A 16,997-nucleotide genomic window follows, 5' to 3' on the forward strand; every position below is an offset into this window, starting at 1 on the left:
TTTTTTAAACACTATTTGAGTGTTTCGAAAAGAATATTATTTTCTAGGTGGATATGATGGAATAGGTCTGATTCTATAGCTTTTAATTTTTCATAAGTTCTTTCAAAAGAACTGCAGCCTAATTCAGGCACCTGATATCCATCTGTTATTTTTCTCATTTCTTTTAGGATATCTCCAGCCTTGTCATGCTCGTTTTCGGTTTCATTCATCACTCTAAAAATATCTTCTTTCGTTTCATCCGTTGGATTTTTTTCATATTTTTTTATCAGCGGAAAAAGAATCTCCTCTTCTTTAATCAGATGCTCTTCGATTTCAGATTTAAGATTATTAAATAACTTGTGAAGCCTTGAAAGAATCTCTCCATTTTCTACATAATGGACTCTTAATATCTTATTCAGCAGCTTTTCTGTCGTAGGCAGTTCTTCTCTCATAAACGTATGATGTTTATTTACAATAAAATCAATTAACTCTGCAGATGAAGCCATTCGCCAATCTCTACTTTCACTTGCCAGTTTATCAAAGGCAGCATAAGCATCGTTCAGTCTACCGAGTAATTCTTCCTCATGGATATTTTGTTCTTTAATTACAACCTCCAGTGCCCGATCTCCTCCACAGCAAAAATCAATTTCATACGCCATAAATATTTCTGTAGCCTTAGGGAATATGGTTGCAATTTCACCAATTTTTTGCGCTTTATTAAATGTTTTTATCATTCTAAACTCCTCCTCTTTGTCTTGATCTTTAACTTAATTATAAAAGGAAGTAAGAAATAAAGATGTGATTGGAGTCAAAATATAAAAAATTAGTGTAATACCGGTATTCCCATTATTTCAGCAGTTTTCCCCTCTATATTGATCAATGTACAGAAATCTCTAATGCAAAAAAAGCAATATTGCGCATAAAAATATACTACATAATCATTAAAAACTTCATAACTTATGCCAAATAATTCACGCTCTGCTATAATTGTCCTCATTTGTTTTATTCTTATTTATTCTTAATGTTGCTTTATCGGTTTGCATTATTTTTTTTACAAATAAAGCGCCCCTATCATATGTCTTACTACAATTTATAGGAAATATACCGCTTGTCGTCGTTTTACTTTTCCTTTAATATCAAACCGATCTGAAATTCTCTTCACTGTCTTTATTTGCTTCTATCATTTCAACAAAAACCTTTACCAGGTATGGATCAAAGTGTATAGCACTACATCTTTTCAACTCTTCCACAGCTTCTTCATAACTTTTTCTATCTCTATACGGACGATTTGAAGTCATGGCATCAAAACTATCAGCTATTGTTAAAATTCTTGTAAGATAAGGTATGTCCTCGCCCTTTAAACCCTGTGGATATCCATTTCCATCATATCTCTCATGATGATTTAAAATCAGTGGAACTACATCGTTTAGCGAATCAACTGATTTTATGATCTCGACTCCGCATTCCGGATGTTTTTTTAGCATATTCCATTCTTCTTCTGTTAGAGGCATCTTTTTATTTAATATTTCCTTGCTTATCTCAATTTTTCCGATATCGTGTAAGTAGGCGCCATACTTTAGGATCTTTTCTTCTTTTTGTGTTAACCCCAATTTATTTGCAATCATTTTACAATAGATTACTACCCTTTCTGTGTGTCCATAGGTATAACGGTCTTTTGCATTAATTACGCTGATTAATGTCTTGATTGAACTGATTGTATCTATATGCTCATCTTGAATGTCTTTTTTCAATTCCTCTAAAATGGAGGTATATATTTCTACTCTATTTTTATTGAAAAACTTAGCTCTATAAAGTGCATCATCTGAACTATTAATGAGTTCAGTTTTTGTTTTAGCCTTTGCAGGAAAGACTGATACACCTACAGATACGGTTAAACTTCCCTTAGGTAAGTTTTCTTCACCCTCAAATGACGTACATTCTATTGTTGTGCGCACCCTTTCAGCTATGCTTATTGCCTGCTCTTCAGTTGTATTCGGCAATATAATTGCAAATTCTTCGCCTCCGTATCTCGCTACTATATCCTTATTTCTAATAACATTTTTTAATAGTTTTCCTATTTTTTCCAAAGCTTGATCTCCAGCCTGATGTCCATATAAGTCATTATAATTTTTAAAATAATCGATATCTATTAAAAGCAATGCAACTGGGAAATTGATTTTTTCAGATATTTCTAGCTCTCTTGATAGGGTCTCCTGAAAATACCTGTGATTATAAACTCCTGTTAGTTCATCTGAATTTGCCAATATTGCCATTTCATGCTTATACTCTTTTTCGATATTAGCATAGCAGCCTAAAAACCATGTAGTTAATATAAATATCCCTGAAAGTATCAAATCTGCTTCGAAAAACTGATTTACTTTATTTGCCGGCAGAGCCATATAATCTACAGACAATAAAAACCCCGAACTTATAAAAGCAACGATTAAACCATAGTTCATTCCGAATCGCATGGTTGTCGTTATGCTTATAAACAAAAACAGAGACTTATAAGGGCTTTCATGGGCTCCAGTTAACATAATTAACAGCGAGAAAAAATACATAAACACCACAACTTCGATAAAATCTGCTATTTCAGGCCCTTCAGATAGCTTATCGTTATTGTACTCAAATATCCATGCCTTGTAAGCTAGTACCAAAGCCCCAATACAAGTTATAATGGCAGGTATGGCAGGATTTATAAACCAATTAGGATCATTCTGAAACCAAACATGATATTCTCCTAAAATAATGATTCCGCAAAATAATAATGAAAATAATTTAACCACTGCTATCATTTCATAGATTTTTTCTTTAAGTTTATTCTCAAATTGATACATTTCTTCACATCCATAATTACAAATTAGTCTTAAATTAATCGAAAATATATCTACTAACATACTATTATATTTTCTGTTTAAGCTTTCTTTTCTGTATATAAAAAACCGTTAGACTAATCGATAGAGCTATGCATAATGAAGGCATACTATATAGTGCACTTTTAACAGGCACTTTTAGCACCTCTTCAAAGGATATATTTAATATATTTATATAAAAAACTGTCATTATCCAGTCACAAATGAAAAGTACAATGATAGATATGATGCATGCATGAATCGACTTAAGTATGCTTATATTGTTCAATTTGACAGCCATAAGCATATATACTATAAGGCATAGTATTGTATGAATACCATAACGGATAGGCATGAATCTAATAATATAAACACTAATCCCAAGAAGAATTCCTGATAAAAAAATCTTATTTTTATTTATAACTGTATTTGACAATGCATAGCATGAAAGCATAAGGATAATTCCCTCGGGGATAGCTCTCAAAAACAATACCAATAATGGCATTCTCAGCATCTCTATTATCCTCCCTCTATAGGTTTTGGCCTGCTGTCAACTATTTTAAAGGTTGATTTCATGACCAATCAATTATATTACTGTAATAAATTAAAATCAATATCTATTCTAAATGAAAGATTAGGAAAATTGTGTCGTTTATTGTCGTTTTCAGCGAGTAGCTGCAGTTTTTCATCGATATATTAGACATTCTGCACGAATCTCAGACAATTGAGTTAAGATTTTCATTCTATTAGTAAATCATTTACCTAATGCAGGTTCTTCCTATGACAAAGAAAGAAAAGAAAAACGCAGACCATTTGTTATTGGTCTGCGTTTTTCTGGTTAGATTATATTTAGGGGAAAAATATTCATTTCTTCTATCAAGAAATAATCTATTTTCCTATTGCATGCTTTGCTGCGATTTTACCAAATACGATATCATCTAGCGTATTGTTTCCTGCAACACGCCCTGCACCATACAGGCCTCCAACAATTTCACCAGCCGCGTATAGCCCTTCAATAGTAGTGCCATCTTCCTTTAGGACTTGTGCATTTTCATTTATACTTACACCACCCATAGTGTAATGGCTTGATGGCAGTGTTTTTACTCCATAGAAAGGTGCTGCAGTAATCTTACCCATTGCTTTTCGATTAAATGGATCTTGTCCTGCATTATATGCATCGACAGTATCTTTTAGCTTTGCAGGGTCTAACCCAAGTTGTACTGCAAGCTCTTCGATTGTATCGGCTTTTATTCCCTTACCTAAATCAAAAGCTTTCTTACCATCTTTGGTATCATATACATCCGTGTCAAATATGATATAGGCTGTTCCTTCTTTTTGCTTTAGTATTTCTGAAGCCAAATCCCAAATTTTCATGGTTTCGTCAACGAATCTGTCTCCATCTAGATTCACTAGAATACCGCCTTTTCCTTCTTCTGTAATAATTGTTTCTCTATACCAATTTCCATTAGAAGAAAGTGGTCTCATTTGGAAGAGATCCATATCTCTTAATTTAGCGCCAACTTCAACGGCCATTTTTATACCGTCTCCTGTTGGTCCAGGTGTTGTCATTTCTGCATGAACACCCTTATAGTTCGGGTTATATTCTGCAATCATATCAGGTGCATTGTTCAATCCTCCAGTAGCCAATATAACTGCCTTCGCCTTGATTACATACTCTCCGTCTTGCCCTTGCACCTTTGCTCCCACTATTTTACCTTCCTCTGTAACTAACTCAGTTGCCTTTGTATTCAGCTTAATCTCTAAGTTTTTATGTTTTCCGGCTTCAGCCTGATAAGCTTTAATCAGTTCAGCACCATAGTGTCCTTCTGTAGGGACGATCCAGAAAGGCTCTTCCGCACTCTGGATCTTGTAGCTTAATCCTAAAGAAACCAGCCAATCATAGGCATCACTACTATTCTCAACAAGAATTCTCACTAATTTTTCGTCTGCCAGCCCTTTTCCTGTTTCTATTGTTCTTTTATAATGATCTTCTACTGTAAAGGATATCCCCGAATCCTTATGTAGCTGGGTATCGGAAGCGGTAATTCCAGTAGCCGATATAATTGTATTTCCACCCACTGCTGGCATCTTCTCAACTAAGACAACGTTTGCTCCATTTTCAGCAGCTGTGATTGCCGATACAAGGCCTGCACCACCACCGCCAATTACTAATACATCTGTTGAAAGATCCTTACTGCTCTGTGCTGGCTGTGGTTGGCTTGCCGGTGTGCTACAGCCTGCTAAAATACCAGTGATTAATACAAGAATTAGTACGATTGCCATTCCTAAACGACGCATTTTTTTCACTCCTTTTTAGTTTTGAGGGTTTTCATTGGGTTAGCCGCTTACCCTGTGCAGGTCTAGACCACATCTACTTTACTGCACTTTTCAATGCATCTTTTGCCGCATCAATAATACCCTGACTCGTAACCGTTCCTCCGCTTACAGCATCTACCTCTGGAGTTTGTTTTTCAACAATAGCTTTTGAAATTTTTTCAAATACCGGATCGGATAATCCCGGTGTCTCGCTGTGCTCTAGTGCGTTAACCGCTTTTATGTTTCCCTTTTCTACAATAACTTCCATTTTTATTGGACCATATTTTCCTTCCCCAGTTCCAGTATATGTTCCATCCGCATATTTTCCTGCTTTAGCGGAGCATCCAGTGCCTACTGCTGCCACTATAAGTAGTGCCATAATAATAGCCATTCTTTTCTTAAACATCTGCTTTCCTCCCTTTAAAAATAAGTTGAATAAACTGCATAAATACTGTTTTCTTAAAATACTGCCAATGCTTGTTATAAAAATATCATATCATTGAAATCTTTATAGCGATATTTGTCAAACGTCCTCAATTCAAAGGACAAAAGTCCCTCATTTGAGGGACTTTTGTTTTGACCAATATAATGCAGCTTCAGTTCTATTTGTAACATCTATCTTTTTCATGATTTTACTGACATAATTCCTTACTGTTTTTTCAGCTATAAACAATTCCTCAGCAATCTCTTTGTTTGTTTTTCCTAACCCGATTAAATCCAATATCTTCTGTTCCTGTACAGTTAATCCTTCTGTAAATTCACTGTTTGTCCTAACGACGTTCATCACTTTTCCAACCATAGCAGGGTCAAGTATAGATGCTCCTTTAGCCACATTCTCTATTGCAGAAATGATCGCTTTGCTATCTATATTTTTAAGCAAATATCCATCTGCACCGGCTTTAATGGTTTCAAGCAGCAGTAAATCATCTGCATATGCTGTAAGTACTATTATCTTCGTATCCGGCGATATTTTTTTTATTTGCCGACAACCGGTAGCACCGTCACCGTCGGGCAATTTTAAGTCAAGCAGCACAATTTCAGGCTTTAATGCTTCCATCTTTTGATAGGCTTCTGTCAGTGATCCGGCTTCTCCACAAACTACGAATCCCGGTTTTTTCTCAATCAGCGTACTTATTCCCCATCTTACAATGGCATGATCATCCACTAATAGTACTTTAATACTCTTTGCTTCCATCTTTATGCTCCTCCCAAGGAATACTTAAAACGATCATCGTACCTTTTTGATTGCTGTCTATTTCCAGCATACCATTGATCGCCTTTGCTCGTTCTCTCATTGAAAATAGTCCATAACCGTCTGTATGGCTCATTTTATTTTTATCGAATCCTTTCCCATTATCTTTCACGGTTGCAACCACGCATTTTAATGTTGTATTTATGGTAACAGCAATATGCGTAGCATCGGCATGCTTGATCGCATTATTGATTGCTTCCTGTATGATATAGTAAATCTGTATTAATTTCTCAGATGAGAGATGTCCCAAAGTAATATCCGGTATCTGATATAGAAGTTCTATTCCAACATTGCCCGTCTTTCCATAATTATGAACAAGTTCGTGTATCTTATATTTGAGATCCTCTATCTCCATTTTTCTAGAAGATACTTTTCCTAGAAAATCGCGTATTTTAAGAATTGTGTTATTTAAGCTGTTCTTCATGCTCTGTATATGCGCTCTTTGAGAATTAAAATTGTCATCATCTAACATACTCTCCAATTGTAATCCCACTGCAAATAAGTCTTGTAAAACTACATCATGTAATTCATGCCCGAGCCTTCTCCTTTCCCGACTCGCTGCCTGCTGCTCATTTAGCATAGCAATCTTCCTATTTGTTTCCCATTGGAAAACATCAATAATACTAATAAATAAAATTGTTATACCCGATGCAGCAACAGTTCTTCCAAGCTCCACAGGAACACCAAAAATTTGTCTGAACAACTCTTTGTTAATAAACATTGCAGGAAAAATATCTACTTTTTTTACAATTAAACCTGCTAGGATGGCATAAACAGCAAAAAGTAAAGCCAACCCTTTTAATTTAAAGGCCATCTTTGTCAGCCCCATATCCATCATGGTTTTCGCATTTCTATATAGGGCAATTGCAGTTATTAAACCTGCAGGCAGACCTATGAAATATCTGCTGGTCATACTTTTAAACCATTGTCTTGCCCATAGATCTCCGTTATGGAATAGCGGCATAATAAAATAAACGGCTAGCCATACTAGAAAAATCATCCAAGGCAGCCCTTTCAGAATATTTTTTACCCGCTCACTATATTCCAAGAGCTTTATACCAAATACATAGAGAAATGTAAAAGACAATGCATTTAGTATTATGGCTGATTGGATTAAAGCAATCTCATACTCCGGATAAATCTGCGCAATAATAATCATCAGCAACCATTCTGTTGTACCATGGCTGATTCCAAAATACCCTAGATATTTTATCGATTTTAGAAGAGGAAAATTACTTTCGCCCTTTGTATTTTGTATCAATGCACAAATGCCCATAGAATAAAAAGCAAGGCCGTAGACAAAAAACAACAGTATATATTGATTACCGGTATATATATTCATATGCATTCTCCTTAAGTATCCAATCTCCACCCCAAGTCTTCCAACTCCTTAAATATGCTGTACCATCCCTTTTCCCGTGCTAACTTATCCGGACTTCCAGACTGAACGATCTTGCCCGAAGCCATTATATAAACCTCATCTGCATCAATAATTCCCGATAAACGATGACTGATGGTAACAATGGTTCTCTTTTCTCCAATGGCTCTAAAGGCATTAAAAATAACACGTTCTGTCAGCGCATCCATGCCGGAAGTTGGTTCATCTAACAACAGTACAGGAGGGTCAGACACAACCGCCCTTGCTAAGGCTATTAGTTGTGCTTGCCCAAAAGATAACTTTATTCCCTGAATCCCTACTGGGGTGTCGTATCCATCGGCAAGAGAAATGATAAACTCATGCAAACCCACTAATTTTGCAGCTTTTTCTATCTCTTCCTGTGCAATCTGTTCATCTCTCAAAGTTATATTTTCTTTTATTGTGCCTTCAAAAATCTGGGCATTTTGCGGCACGATACCGATTAGCTTTCTTCTATCCGATGCCCGCAAACGGTAAGGGTCCATGCCAGATATACTAATTTCACCTGCAAAGGGCTTATACAATCCAGCAATCAAGTTCATAAGACTTGTCTTTCCTGCTCCTGTCCTACCGATAATTGCAACTTTCTTTCCTTTCCCTAGGGCTAGGGACACTCCTTTTAAAATTTCTTTATCAGGTGCATATCCAAAACGAATGTCTTTAATCTTTATCTCGGCTCCATTTTTTTCTAGTGATAACCGGTTATCCAGATATTGCAGCTCCCCTTTGTCCTCAACTTCTTCTCCTAAGAAACCTGTTATGCGCTTTAGCCCTGCCATAGCTTGTTGTATTGTTTGGAATTCTTGGCTCAAAGCCTCAACAGGGCTTAATAAGCGACCAACCAGATCCGCAAAGGCTGCAAGGCTTCCTATGGTGACGACTGTAGCATCAAAACTGCTTGTTTTCGCACCTAACAGTATAATCACAGCAATAGTAATTGCTCTAATGATTTGCGTTACACAAGGGAAATAGGCGTCAAAAACAGCAGCATAATTAATTGATTTTAAATGTTCTCTTAATGGGTCCTGAAATTTATTCTCATACTGACCTTCCTTTCCATAAAACTTAACGACGCGAATACCATTAAAGAGCTCTTGTAAATAGGCATTTATTTTCCCTACGGCTTTACGAATTTCCATCTGGGCCCTTAAAATATTTTTTCTAAAATAATTCGCTATAATAAATATTACTGGAATTGCCAGTAATGCTATAAAAAATAATCTCGGGCTTATTAAATACATCGCTGCAGCGATTCCAAAAACTTTCATTAGATCACTAAATCCACCGATTAAGCCGGATGAGAAAAGTGTATTTACAGAGTCTACATCCGAGCTCATATAGCTCATAATTTCGCCGACAGGTGTTTTATTATAATAATTCATTGGCAGCTTTGAAATATGTTCAGCCATAAGGAGCCGCAAATCAATAAGTATATTCTGCCCTATATAGGTTGTTAAATAAGTTTGGGCAAAGGTAAAAAGGCTGCTGCCTATAGAAGCAGCAAGATAGTAAAATGCAGCCCTCCATACTTGATCCATCTGTCCGTTCTTTAAATGAACATCCAGTATTCTCTTTAGGAGCATAGGCGGTAACAACTCAAGTAAAGTAAGAGAAAGGGCAGTCAAAATCAATAACAGATAGAATCTCCTTAACCGCTTCCAGGTGTTTTTTAAAACCATTCGTATAACAGAAAATGGATGCTGTTTTTCGCTGTTAACCTGAGGCATTGCCATTATTTTTCACCCTCCATCCACTTTTGCGCATTGAATATTTTCTGATAAATCCCATCGGCTTGCATCAATGTGCAATGATCTCCTTGTTCCAGTAATCTTCCTTGGTCTAGCACGAGTATTTGATCAATATGCTTAAATATCTCTAAACGATGGGAAAACAGAAATATGGTTTTATCCTTCAATTCCTGGCGCATTCTTTCAATCATTCTCTGCTCAGTGCCTATATCAACCGCAGAAAAGGGATCATCCAATATGATAACAGGCGTATCTGCGTACAAAGCTCTAGCTATAGATATCCTTTGCTTCTGTCCACCGGAGATCCGTATACCTTTTTCTCCTACTACTGTCTGTATCCCATTTGGGAATAGCTCTATATCATCACTCAGGGCAGTAATATATAATATCTTCTGTAACCTTTCATACTCCGGTGAATCCTCATCCAGTACTTTAAATGCAATGTTTTCTTCTATGCTGGAAGAAAATAGGAAGGCATCTTGCCCTGAACAAGCAATCATTGCTTTACGCTCCCTAGAATCCAGGTCACTTAGCTCTCTACCAAAGATTTTGATACTTCCTTCGTATGGATATAGTCCCGTCAGAACCGTCGCCAGAGCACTTTTTCCTGCTCCAACAGGACCGGTAATGCCGACCATCATTCCTTTTTTGCCAGTAAAGCTAATATTTTTTAATACATTCTGAGTATTATTTGTATATTTAAAATCCATGTTTTCTATTTTGATATCCGGCACATCGATTTGTTCCTTCTCTCGAGTCACTGAAATTTCTTCATTCAGAACAGCAGCATTCAACTTTTCCTTAATCCGGTCCCATGATGCTTTTGCTGTATGGAATTGGTTGAATACTCTCGCTGCTACCCAAGTTCTTGTAGACATAGCAATAAACATCATAAGAAATGCTGTAAACTGTCCCAGTGACCATCTTCCACTGATTACCTGGTTTCCGCCTAAACCGATTACTCCGATAACCCCTAATGAAGCAAGGGTAGAATATACCGGCATCATCCCCGTTTGCAGGAGGCTGGTTTTTATATTCCAGTGCATTTGATCCCTACTGTAGGCTTTTAACCTTTCATTCTCAATATCTTCCCGTCCAAATAGCCTTAGAGTAGTTAATCCATTTAAAGTTTTCTGTAGATGGGAACTAACAACGGAAGCTGATTTTCTAGAGTTTGTCGAAAAGCGGTAGAGGGGATGACGTACAGCCTCAGCCGCATAAATGGCTATAGGTATTGGTATGGAGCACACTAATGTGATCATGGGATCGTAATAGAGTAATACTGCATAGTAAGAGATCATTAGCAGCCATGTATCCCATGCTTCATTAATCGTGGATTGCATGGTAGATACGACCTGCTCTACGTCTCCAACGGTTCTTGACATTAAATCTCCCACAGATTCACGGTCTAACCGCGTCATAGACTGTTCTAATGTTTTTGATAAAATTCCCGCTCTCATATCACAAGCTATTCTGTTGCTCATGTCTCTTAAGTACCACCGCTTTACATATCGGGCATACTGGAAAAAGATGGTAATCCCCACAAATAAAAGACAATACATAACTAGTCTTCGAATATTTTCCCGGCTGACTCCATGTTTTTCTAAGGTTCCAGCTGCATCCAGCGCTTTTCCCAGAAGAATAGGACCAGCCACAATCACAGTATTGTACAGGATGCCGGCAACGGCTTGAATAATAAACTGTTTTTTATATTTTTTGAGATAGGACTTAATCCTTAGCGGATTCTCCTCCGGTAATTGAAAAAAATTAAATTCCATAACACTATCCCCCTTTATGTAAAGCAATGCTTCCTTCTGTTACTCCAGTTCATCGATTAGTTCCATAGCCTTTTCCTTAGCCAGCTTTAGTACTTCTTTTCCTTCAGCAGTAATACCATAATATTTTCTTACTTTTCCTTCGATTACTTTTTCACTGGCAGTTAACAGTCCGTTCTTTTCAAGATTGTGGAAAATTGGATATAAGGTTCCTGCACTTATTTCATAACCATGCTCCTGCAATTCTTCTATCATCCATAGGCCAAATACCGGTTCTTTAGATGCATGATGGAGTATATGAATTTGAATGAAACCTAAAAAGAGCTTTCTTAAGACTTTATCTTTCATCAACATCACCTTTCTTTTATCGAATGTCGATATCGTATTTCGATATAAATATTATACTTCTTCACTCCCCATCTGGCAATAGTCTTTATTCATTATAAGATGCATTTTAAAGGGGATGCACAATGTGCATCCCCTTAATAAATATTATCTTGCCTCCAACCTAGAAGAGACAAGCTGTTTCTTCCCATAAAATCCGTTAGCATACGGTTTATCAACTCTTTTATTTATTCAACTTAAAATAATTTAAATATTTATCGGGAGTTTTTCCTAATTATGACCTCTCTGCCAGTTTTTGCAGATCCTTGTTATGTCCTATGACTACCATTACGTCATTCTTCTTTATCTTATCCGTTGGACTGGGTGTAATATTAATCTCTGTTCCTTGCTTAATCGCCATTACATTAATTCCATATTTACCCCGTATATTTAGCGTCTCTAGGCTCTTCCCTTCCCATTCCGTCAATGCATTGATTTCTAAGATACTATATTCAGGAGATAGGTCAATATAATCCAGAATGTTAGAGGAGCCTAAATTATGAGCAACTCGAACGCCCATATCTCTTTCAGGATATACAATACGGTCAGCACCAGTCTTTGCCAATACGTTGCCGTGCAGCTGATTCTGCGCTTTAGCTACAACATACTTCACCCCTAATTCTTTTACAATAAGGGTGGCTAATATAGAGGATTGTATGTCGGAACCAATCGCAATAATTGCCACGTCAAAATTCCTTATACCTAATGCTTTAATAGAGGCTTCGTCAGTCACATCCGCCTGCACTGCATGGGTAACCGAATCTGCTATATCTTGTACTACGTCTTCATCCCGATCGATTGCCATTACATCATAACCCATTCCATAGAGAGCTCGTGCAACGCTTGATCCAAATCTTCCACATCCGATTACTACATATTGCTTCATACATACACTCCTTTATCCTACGATTACTTTTTCTTTCGGATGACCACTTACACCTACAATTGTCAATACGCTACTGACCATTTCCAGGAGTACTGCTCCGTGCAATTGATAAAATCTTTCCTTTTATTCTTAGTGTTCCCATTGTATTTAGATTATTGTACGCCGGAACTAATATCATGATAAATCCAAATTCCATAAGAAATACTGCATAAAGAGTATATCAGCTTAGTGTGTATTGAATGAAGCCTCACCGGGTATCCGTTTTTGTATCTATTTCTATATTTTGATGCTTATGAAATGCTAACCGATAGCAATAATTAATGATATCACTTCGCTTTATGATTCCAATAAATATCTGTTGGTCATCAATCACCGGTACAAAATTTTGATTGACCGATAAACTGATTAAATCCTCGATGGAAGCATTGATTGAAACGGGTTTGTTTTGCCTATGCAGCGGAATGTCTTTTAGCATAATTTTACTTGTATCAAGGAATGTTAACTCCGGTGTATCTTTCAGCTTCCAAAGCAAATCTCCTTCGGTAAGCGTTCCTACATATTTCCCTTCCTCATCGATTATAGGAATTGCAGTATATCTGTGATACTCCATCCTTTCTAAAATCTGTCGCATTGTTGCGTTGATGGTAGTATAAATAACATCTTTTTTTGGTGTCAAGAAAAATGCAACATTCACGGTATCCTCTCCTAAACGAATTCACTGGCATTTTCAAGCCAGTATCTTATTATTCTTATATATAAATTGATAAATTGATTTATAAAAACAAAAAAACCATGGAGAAACCAGGGTCCAAAATATCTACCATGTCTCTCTTTCTACACCTACGAGGTTAGCTGACGGGCTTGGATTGAAAGAGTATCCGATCCTTTCGGAATTCGCCCCAATAGTTGGTTCCCCCGCTTCCATGTTGGAATTCGGCAAACTTTTCAGTTCTTACATACTTCATTATTATATTCTTATCTCATAGTAACGTCAAAGGGAAATTCATCAGCTATGATCTCGGCTACTCCCAAGGTACCCAATTAAATGTAATTAAATTGTCTTCTTAGGCTATTCCTCTTAAATAATCGATTTCTCATATGCATATAACAATGGGCTACGGTGCAGCAAATCAGGGTGCATTCTTCACTTAATATACACAATAAAAGGACAATAAAGTCACCTGTGTAATAATGACTCTACTGTCCTATTCTGTGAGCTCGCTGTAATCTACCAATCTCTCGCGCTTTATTCAGATTATTATTTGGATCTCGTCCCTTTTATCTTGATCTTTCATTCAATTATAAAAGAAATTGGTTAAGCACACTACTTTTTGTCTCGTTTAAAAAGCTATATTGATTTGTGATAGATTAAATCTGTATATAGCTGTTTGTTATGATCTTCATATCGAACCCCAGCTAAGGAAAAATCCTGTTTATGCTTAAAGGCAAGGGAAGCGAAATTCGGTGTAGGGCTAACAATTACCTCTTGGAAAATATCTCGAATACCTTTACTATTTAAACACGCAAGCAGATAGTTATGCATCATGCTCCCTATCCCTTGGCTTGTATTTTCCGCGCTTACCGCAATCTTGTCAACTACAATAAAGTCATCTATCCGATCTATATCAAATTCTGGACTCCATACAATATCGCTTATCCAGTCTGGATTCTCTTCAAGCCAATCTTTTTTCTTATATGCCATTATAAAGCCCACCACGGCTCCATTTTCTTCTGCTACATAAAAATGTTCCAGATTTGCTATCTTTTTTTTGAAAAAGCTCTGATAGTATTTAGGTTTCTCTGTATAATCATCCATTAGAAATCCCTGGTGTGCATTCTTTTCTTCATGTCCTACAGAACATGCGACCTCATAAATCGGTCCTAAATCTTCTTCTGTTGCACTTCTCACCCTAATTGAATCCAGCACGATCACATTATTCTCCCGCCTATAAATAATCCGGTTATTATCAACAACATCCATAACGATTCATCTCCTCTATTAATCTTTCTTAAGGAAAATGCAGGTATGGATAATATCATCACATTTTCCTCTTTCCACGCTTACGAAGTTAGCTGACGGATTCGGGTCGAAAGAAGACTAACCCTACTCACCTGTGAGATTCACCCCATAATTGGTTCCCCCGTTTCCTTAATCTAGGAATTCAGCGTTTCATTGTTTTTATGTTAAATATGCTTCCTTTTATTCCTTTCTAAATCTACCGGTTCTAATGCCGTTTGGTTCCCTTGCAATAATCCTCCTACACCTGTAACTTTATGCGTCCTTTCACCTTTGCATACGGGACATTGACATACTGTCTTGTATGGCTCCGGCTGCGTATATGTGGTAATAACTCCTTCAAAATTTCTTAGAATTACTTTTTCCGGTGATTGAGAAATAAGATATTGTGGCATTACGGGAATTTTACCCCCGCCACCAGGTGCGTCTACAACAAAAGTCGGTACAGCATATCCTGATGTATGTCCCCTTAATCCCTCAATAATCTCTATTCCTTTTGCTACTGGCGTTCTAAAGTGTTCAATTCCTACAGACAGATCGCATTGATAGATATAATAAGGCCTTACCCTCATCTTTACTAAATTATGCACAAGATCACGCATAATATGAACGCAGTCATTTACCCCCCTAAGCAGTACGGTTTGATTTCCTAGCGGAATTCCTGCATCAGCCAATAATGCAAGTGCTTTTTTCGCTTCCGGCGTCATTTCCCTGGAATGATTAAAATGCGTATTTAACCAAATTGGATGATACTTCTTCATCATATTTACAAGGTCTGGCGTAATTCTTTGGGGCAATACCACAGGTGTTCTGGACCCCAATCTAATCACTTCTACATGAGGTATTTCTCTTAGCTTGCGAATGATGTATTCAAGACGGTCATCACTTACCAGCAAGCAGTCTCCTCCTGATAGCAGTACGTCTCTTATCACAGGTGTATTTTTGATATACGCAATGGCTGCATCAATGCGATCCATTGGCATCATATCATCCTGTTGACCTGCGAATCTTCGTCTTGTACAGTGCCGGCAGTACATAGAGCACATGTCTGTAATCAACAGCAGCACTCTATCAGGGTATCTATGGGTCAATCCTGGAACAGGTGAATCCGTGTCCTCATGAAGCGGATCATCCATGTCTGCATCACTCTTAAATGTTTCATGCATTGTTGGTACTGCCTGCTTTCTCACAGGACAGTTCGGGTCATCCTTATCCATCAGTAACGCATAGTATGGCGTAATCCCCATTCTCAGTATTTCAAGAGACTTTATGATTCCCTCTTCTTCTTCTGTTGTTAAGTGAATCACTTTTTTTAGATCTTCTACATTGTCAATTCTATTTTGCACCTGCCAACGCCAATCACTCCATTGCTCTTCTGTGACACCTCTCCATAATTCTACCTCACTATAGTGTCTCATTTTCATTCCTCCCTTTTAAAAGCGTTTATATTTAAAGGATGTATTCGCATCCTTCCCGCCGCCTAAAGTTTTCATATCCTCTGACTACCAGACCCAACAATTCAAATACTGTCGGATCCCTTTACCCCTTCTAATACAGTTCTGTATAGAACTTAAACTTATCTCCCCGAATGATACTCTTTCTAAGCTCAATAGGTTTTTCACCATAGGTCAATGAGATTCTTTCTGTATAAAATACCGGAGAATGATAAACAATATCTAAATATTTAGATTCATAATCATTAGATACCTGAGGTTCAATATATTCCTTTGCTTTAACAATTTTAACACCGTACTTGCTCTCCAAAAGATCGTATATAGATTCTTCTTCCATGTTGTTTTCAAGCATATCTGGTGCAATATGAACTGGAATATATGAAGTCTCTAATATTAATGGCAAATCGTTAAATATTCTTACTCTGATAATTTCAAATACTTCTGTGTTTGGCTTCGTGTTGAGTTTTCTAGAAATTGCAGGCGAAGCCCCTATCACTGCTTTATTCAAAAACTTTGAAACAATCGTCTCGTTTGTATCACTAAATTCTCGCCCAAAACTATAGAATTTCAGTAGACTTTGCTCTATTTTCGGGGGACTTACTATAGATCCTTTTCCTTTCGCAGTATAAATCAAACCCTCTTTTTTCAACTCGTTCAATGCATTCCGTATGGTAGCCCTTGTAACGTGAAATTCCCCGCAAAGATCATTTTCAGAGGGTATCAGCATATTTACGTGATAGGCCTTATTCATAATTCTTTCTTTAAGAATATCTTTAATCTGCAAGTAATAAGGAAGATAACTGTCTTTATTCAATGTACTCATTCCGGTCTCTCCTTTAATCATCTGGCAATATGTTTATATAATTTTATAATTTAGGATGTTTGATGGATTTTATTACATTATAATTCTTGTTTAC

14 protein-coding genes and 2 riboswitches are annotated in these 16,997 nt (G+C 36.9%); all 14 genes read right to left on the minus strand.

What is annotated here, in order from left to right; genetic code table 11:
• Positions 1-11 precede the first annotated feature (11 nt).
• Positions 12-713, minus strand: coding sequence for an iron-sulfur cluster repair di-iron protein (gene ric, locus Gferi_RS05265; protein ID WP_069974583.1), 702 nt, complete (start codon positions 711-713; stop codon positions 12-14).
• Positions 714-1,115: 402 nt separating this feature from the next.
• The gene (locus Gferi_RS05270; RefSeq protein WP_069974584.1) at positions 1,116-2,816 is read right to left on the minus strand and encodes a bifunctional diguanylate cyclase/phosphohydrolase; all 1,701 of its coding nucleotides are present in this window, start codon (positions 2,814-2,816) and stop codon (positions 1,116-1,118) included.
• A gap of 903 nt (positions 2,817-3,719) precedes the next feature.
• Complete coding sequence (locus Gferi_RS05280) at positions 3,720-5,129, minus strand: FAD-dependent oxidoreductase (protein WP_069974586.1); 1,410 nt, start codon at positions 5,127-5,129, stop codon at positions 3,720-3,722.
• A 73-nt stretch (positions 5,130-5,202) separates the two neighbouring features.
• Positions 5,203-5,553, minus strand: a complete 351-nt coding sequence (locus tag Gferi_RS05285) for an FMN-binding protein (RefSeq protein ID WP_069974587.1) — start codon at positions 5,551-5,553, stop codon at positions 5,203-5,205.
• 150 nt (positions 5,554-5,703) lie between these two features.
• Entirely contained in the window at positions 5,704-6,342 is a 639-nt protein-coding gene (locus Gferi_RS05290; RefSeq protein ID WP_069974588.1) for a response regulator, read from the minus strand.
• Positions 6,323-7,741, minus strand: coding sequence for a sensor histidine kinase (locus Gferi_RS05295; RefSeq protein ID WP_069974589.1), 1,419 nt, complete (start codon positions 7,739-7,741; stop codon positions 6,323-6,325). Before Gferi_RS05295 ends, Gferi_RS05290 begins: the two co-directional genes overlap by 20 nt.
• Positions 7,742-7,752: 11 nt before the next feature.
• Positions 7,753-9,549, minus strand: coding sequence for an ABC transporter ATP-binding protein (locus Gferi_RS05300; RefSeq protein WP_069974590.1), 1,797 nt, complete (start codon positions 9,547-9,549; stop codon positions 7,753-7,755).
• Positions 9,549-11,342 carry an ABC transporter ATP-binding protein gene (locus Gferi_RS05305; RefSeq protein WP_069974591.1) on the minus strand — a complete coding sequence of 598 codons (1,794 nt, stop codon included), beginning with the start codon at positions 11,340-11,342 and terminating at the stop codon, positions 9,549-9,551. The genes Gferi_RS05300 and Gferi_RS05305 overlap by 1 nt, the downstream gene beginning before the upstream one ends.
• A 39-nt stretch (positions 11,343-11,381) precedes the next feature.
• Positions 11,382-11,687 (minus strand): PadR family transcriptional regulator, encoded by a 306-nt coding sequence (locus Gferi_RS05310; protein ID WP_069974592.1) that lies wholly within the window; start codon positions 11,685-11,687, stop codon positions 11,382-11,384.
• Between the two features lie 271 nt (positions 11,688-11,958).
• Complete coding sequence (locus Gferi_RS05315) at positions 11,959-12,609, minus strand: potassium channel family protein (protein WP_069974593.1); 651 nt, start codon at positions 12,607-12,609, stop codon at positions 11,959-11,961.
• Between the two features lie 247 nt (positions 12,610-12,856).
• Entirely contained in the window at positions 12,857-13,303 is a 447-nt protein-coding gene (locus Gferi_RS05320) for a CBS domain-containing protein (protein WP_069974594.1), read from the minus strand.
• A 127-nt stretch (positions 13,304-13,430) separates the two neighbouring features.
• A riboswitch (cyclic di-AMP (ydaO/yuaA leader) is annotated at positions 13,431-13,558 on the minus strand.
• A 399-nt stretch (positions 13,559-13,957) separates the two neighbouring features.
• A complete protein-coding gene (locus tag Gferi_RS05325; protein ID WP_069974595.1) occupies positions 13,958-14,590 on the minus strand; it encodes a GNAT family N-acetyltransferase in 633 nt (210 codons plus the stop codon).
• 63 nt (positions 14,591-14,653) lie between these two features.
• A riboswitch (cyclic di-AMP (ydaO/yuaA leader) is annotated at positions 14,654-14,787 on the minus strand.
• A gap of 6 nt (positions 14,788-14,793) precedes the next feature.
• Complete coding sequence (gene kamA / locus Gferi_RS05330) at positions 14,794-16,044, minus strand: lysine 2,3-aminomutase (RefSeq protein WP_069974596.1); 1,251 nt, start codon at positions 16,042-16,044, stop codon at positions 14,794-14,796.
• 130 nt (positions 16,045-16,174) lie between these two features.
• Positions 16,175-16,903, minus strand: a complete 729-nt coding sequence (locus Gferi_RS05335; RefSeq protein ID WP_069974597.1) for a GntR family transcriptional regulator — start codon at positions 16,901-16,903, stop codon at positions 16,175-16,177.
• Positions 16,904-16,997: the final 94 nt, after the last annotated feature.

It is taken from the genome of Geosporobacter ferrireducens, from assembly GCF_001750685.1.
Lineage (GTDB): Bacteria > Bacillota > Clostridia > Peptostreptococcales > Thermotaleaceae > Geosporobacter > Geosporobacter ferrireducens.

Excerpts from the sequence above, each read along its gene's own strand:
- Gferi_RS05270 (WP_069974584.1), bottom strand. The coding sequence starts at position 2,816 with ATGTATCAATTTGAGAATAAACTTAAAGAAAAAATCTATGAAATGATA.
- Gferi_RS05315 (WP_069974593.1), bottom strand. The coding sequence starts at position 12,609 with ATGAAGCAATATGTAGTAATCGGATGTGGAAGATTTGGATCAAGCGTT.
- kamA (WP_069974596.1), bottom strand. The coding sequence starts at position 16,044 with ATGAGACACTATAGTGAGGTAGAATTATGGAGAGGTGTCACAGAAGAG.
- ric (WP_069974583.1), bottom strand. The coding sequence starts at position 713 with ATGATAAAAACATTTAATAAAGCGCAAAAAATTGGTGAAATTGCAACC.
- Gferi_RS05295 (WP_069974589.1), bottom strand. The coding sequence starts at position 7,741 with ATGAATATATATACCGGTAATCAATATATACTGTTGTTTTTTGTCTAC.
- Gferi_RS05280 (WP_069974586.1), bottom strand. The coding sequence starts at position 5,129 with ATGCGTCGTTTAGGAATGGCAATCGTACTAATTCTTGTATTAATCACT.
- Gferi_RS05305 (WP_069974591.1), bottom strand. The coding sequence starts at position 11,342 with ATGGAATTTAATTTTTTTCAATTACCGGAGGAGAATCCGCTAAGGATT.
- Gferi_RS05335 (WP_069974597.1), bottom strand. The coding sequence starts at position 16,903 with ATGAGTACATTGAATAAAGACAGTTATCTTCCTTATTACTTGCAGATT.
- Gferi_RS05325 (WP_069974595.1), bottom strand. The coding sequence starts at position 14,590 with ATGGATGTTGTTGATAATAACCGGATTATTTATAGGCGGGAGAATAAT.
- Gferi_RS05290 (WP_069974588.1), bottom strand. The coding sequence starts at position 6,342 with ATGGAAGCAAAGAGTATTAAAGTACTATTAGTGGATGATCATGCCATT.
- Gferi_RS05285 (WP_069974587.1), bottom strand. The coding sequence starts at position 5,553 with ATGTTTAAGAAAAGAATGGCTATTATTATGGCACTACTTATAGTGGCA.
- Gferi_RS05300 (WP_069974590.1), bottom strand. The coding sequence starts at position 9,549 with ATGGCAATGCCTCAGGTTAACAGCGAAAAACAGCATCCATTTTCTGTT.
- Gferi_RS05310 (WP_069974592.1), bottom strand. The coding sequence starts at position 11,687 with ATGAAAGATAAAGTCTTAAGAAAGCTCTTTTTAGGTTTCATTCAAATT.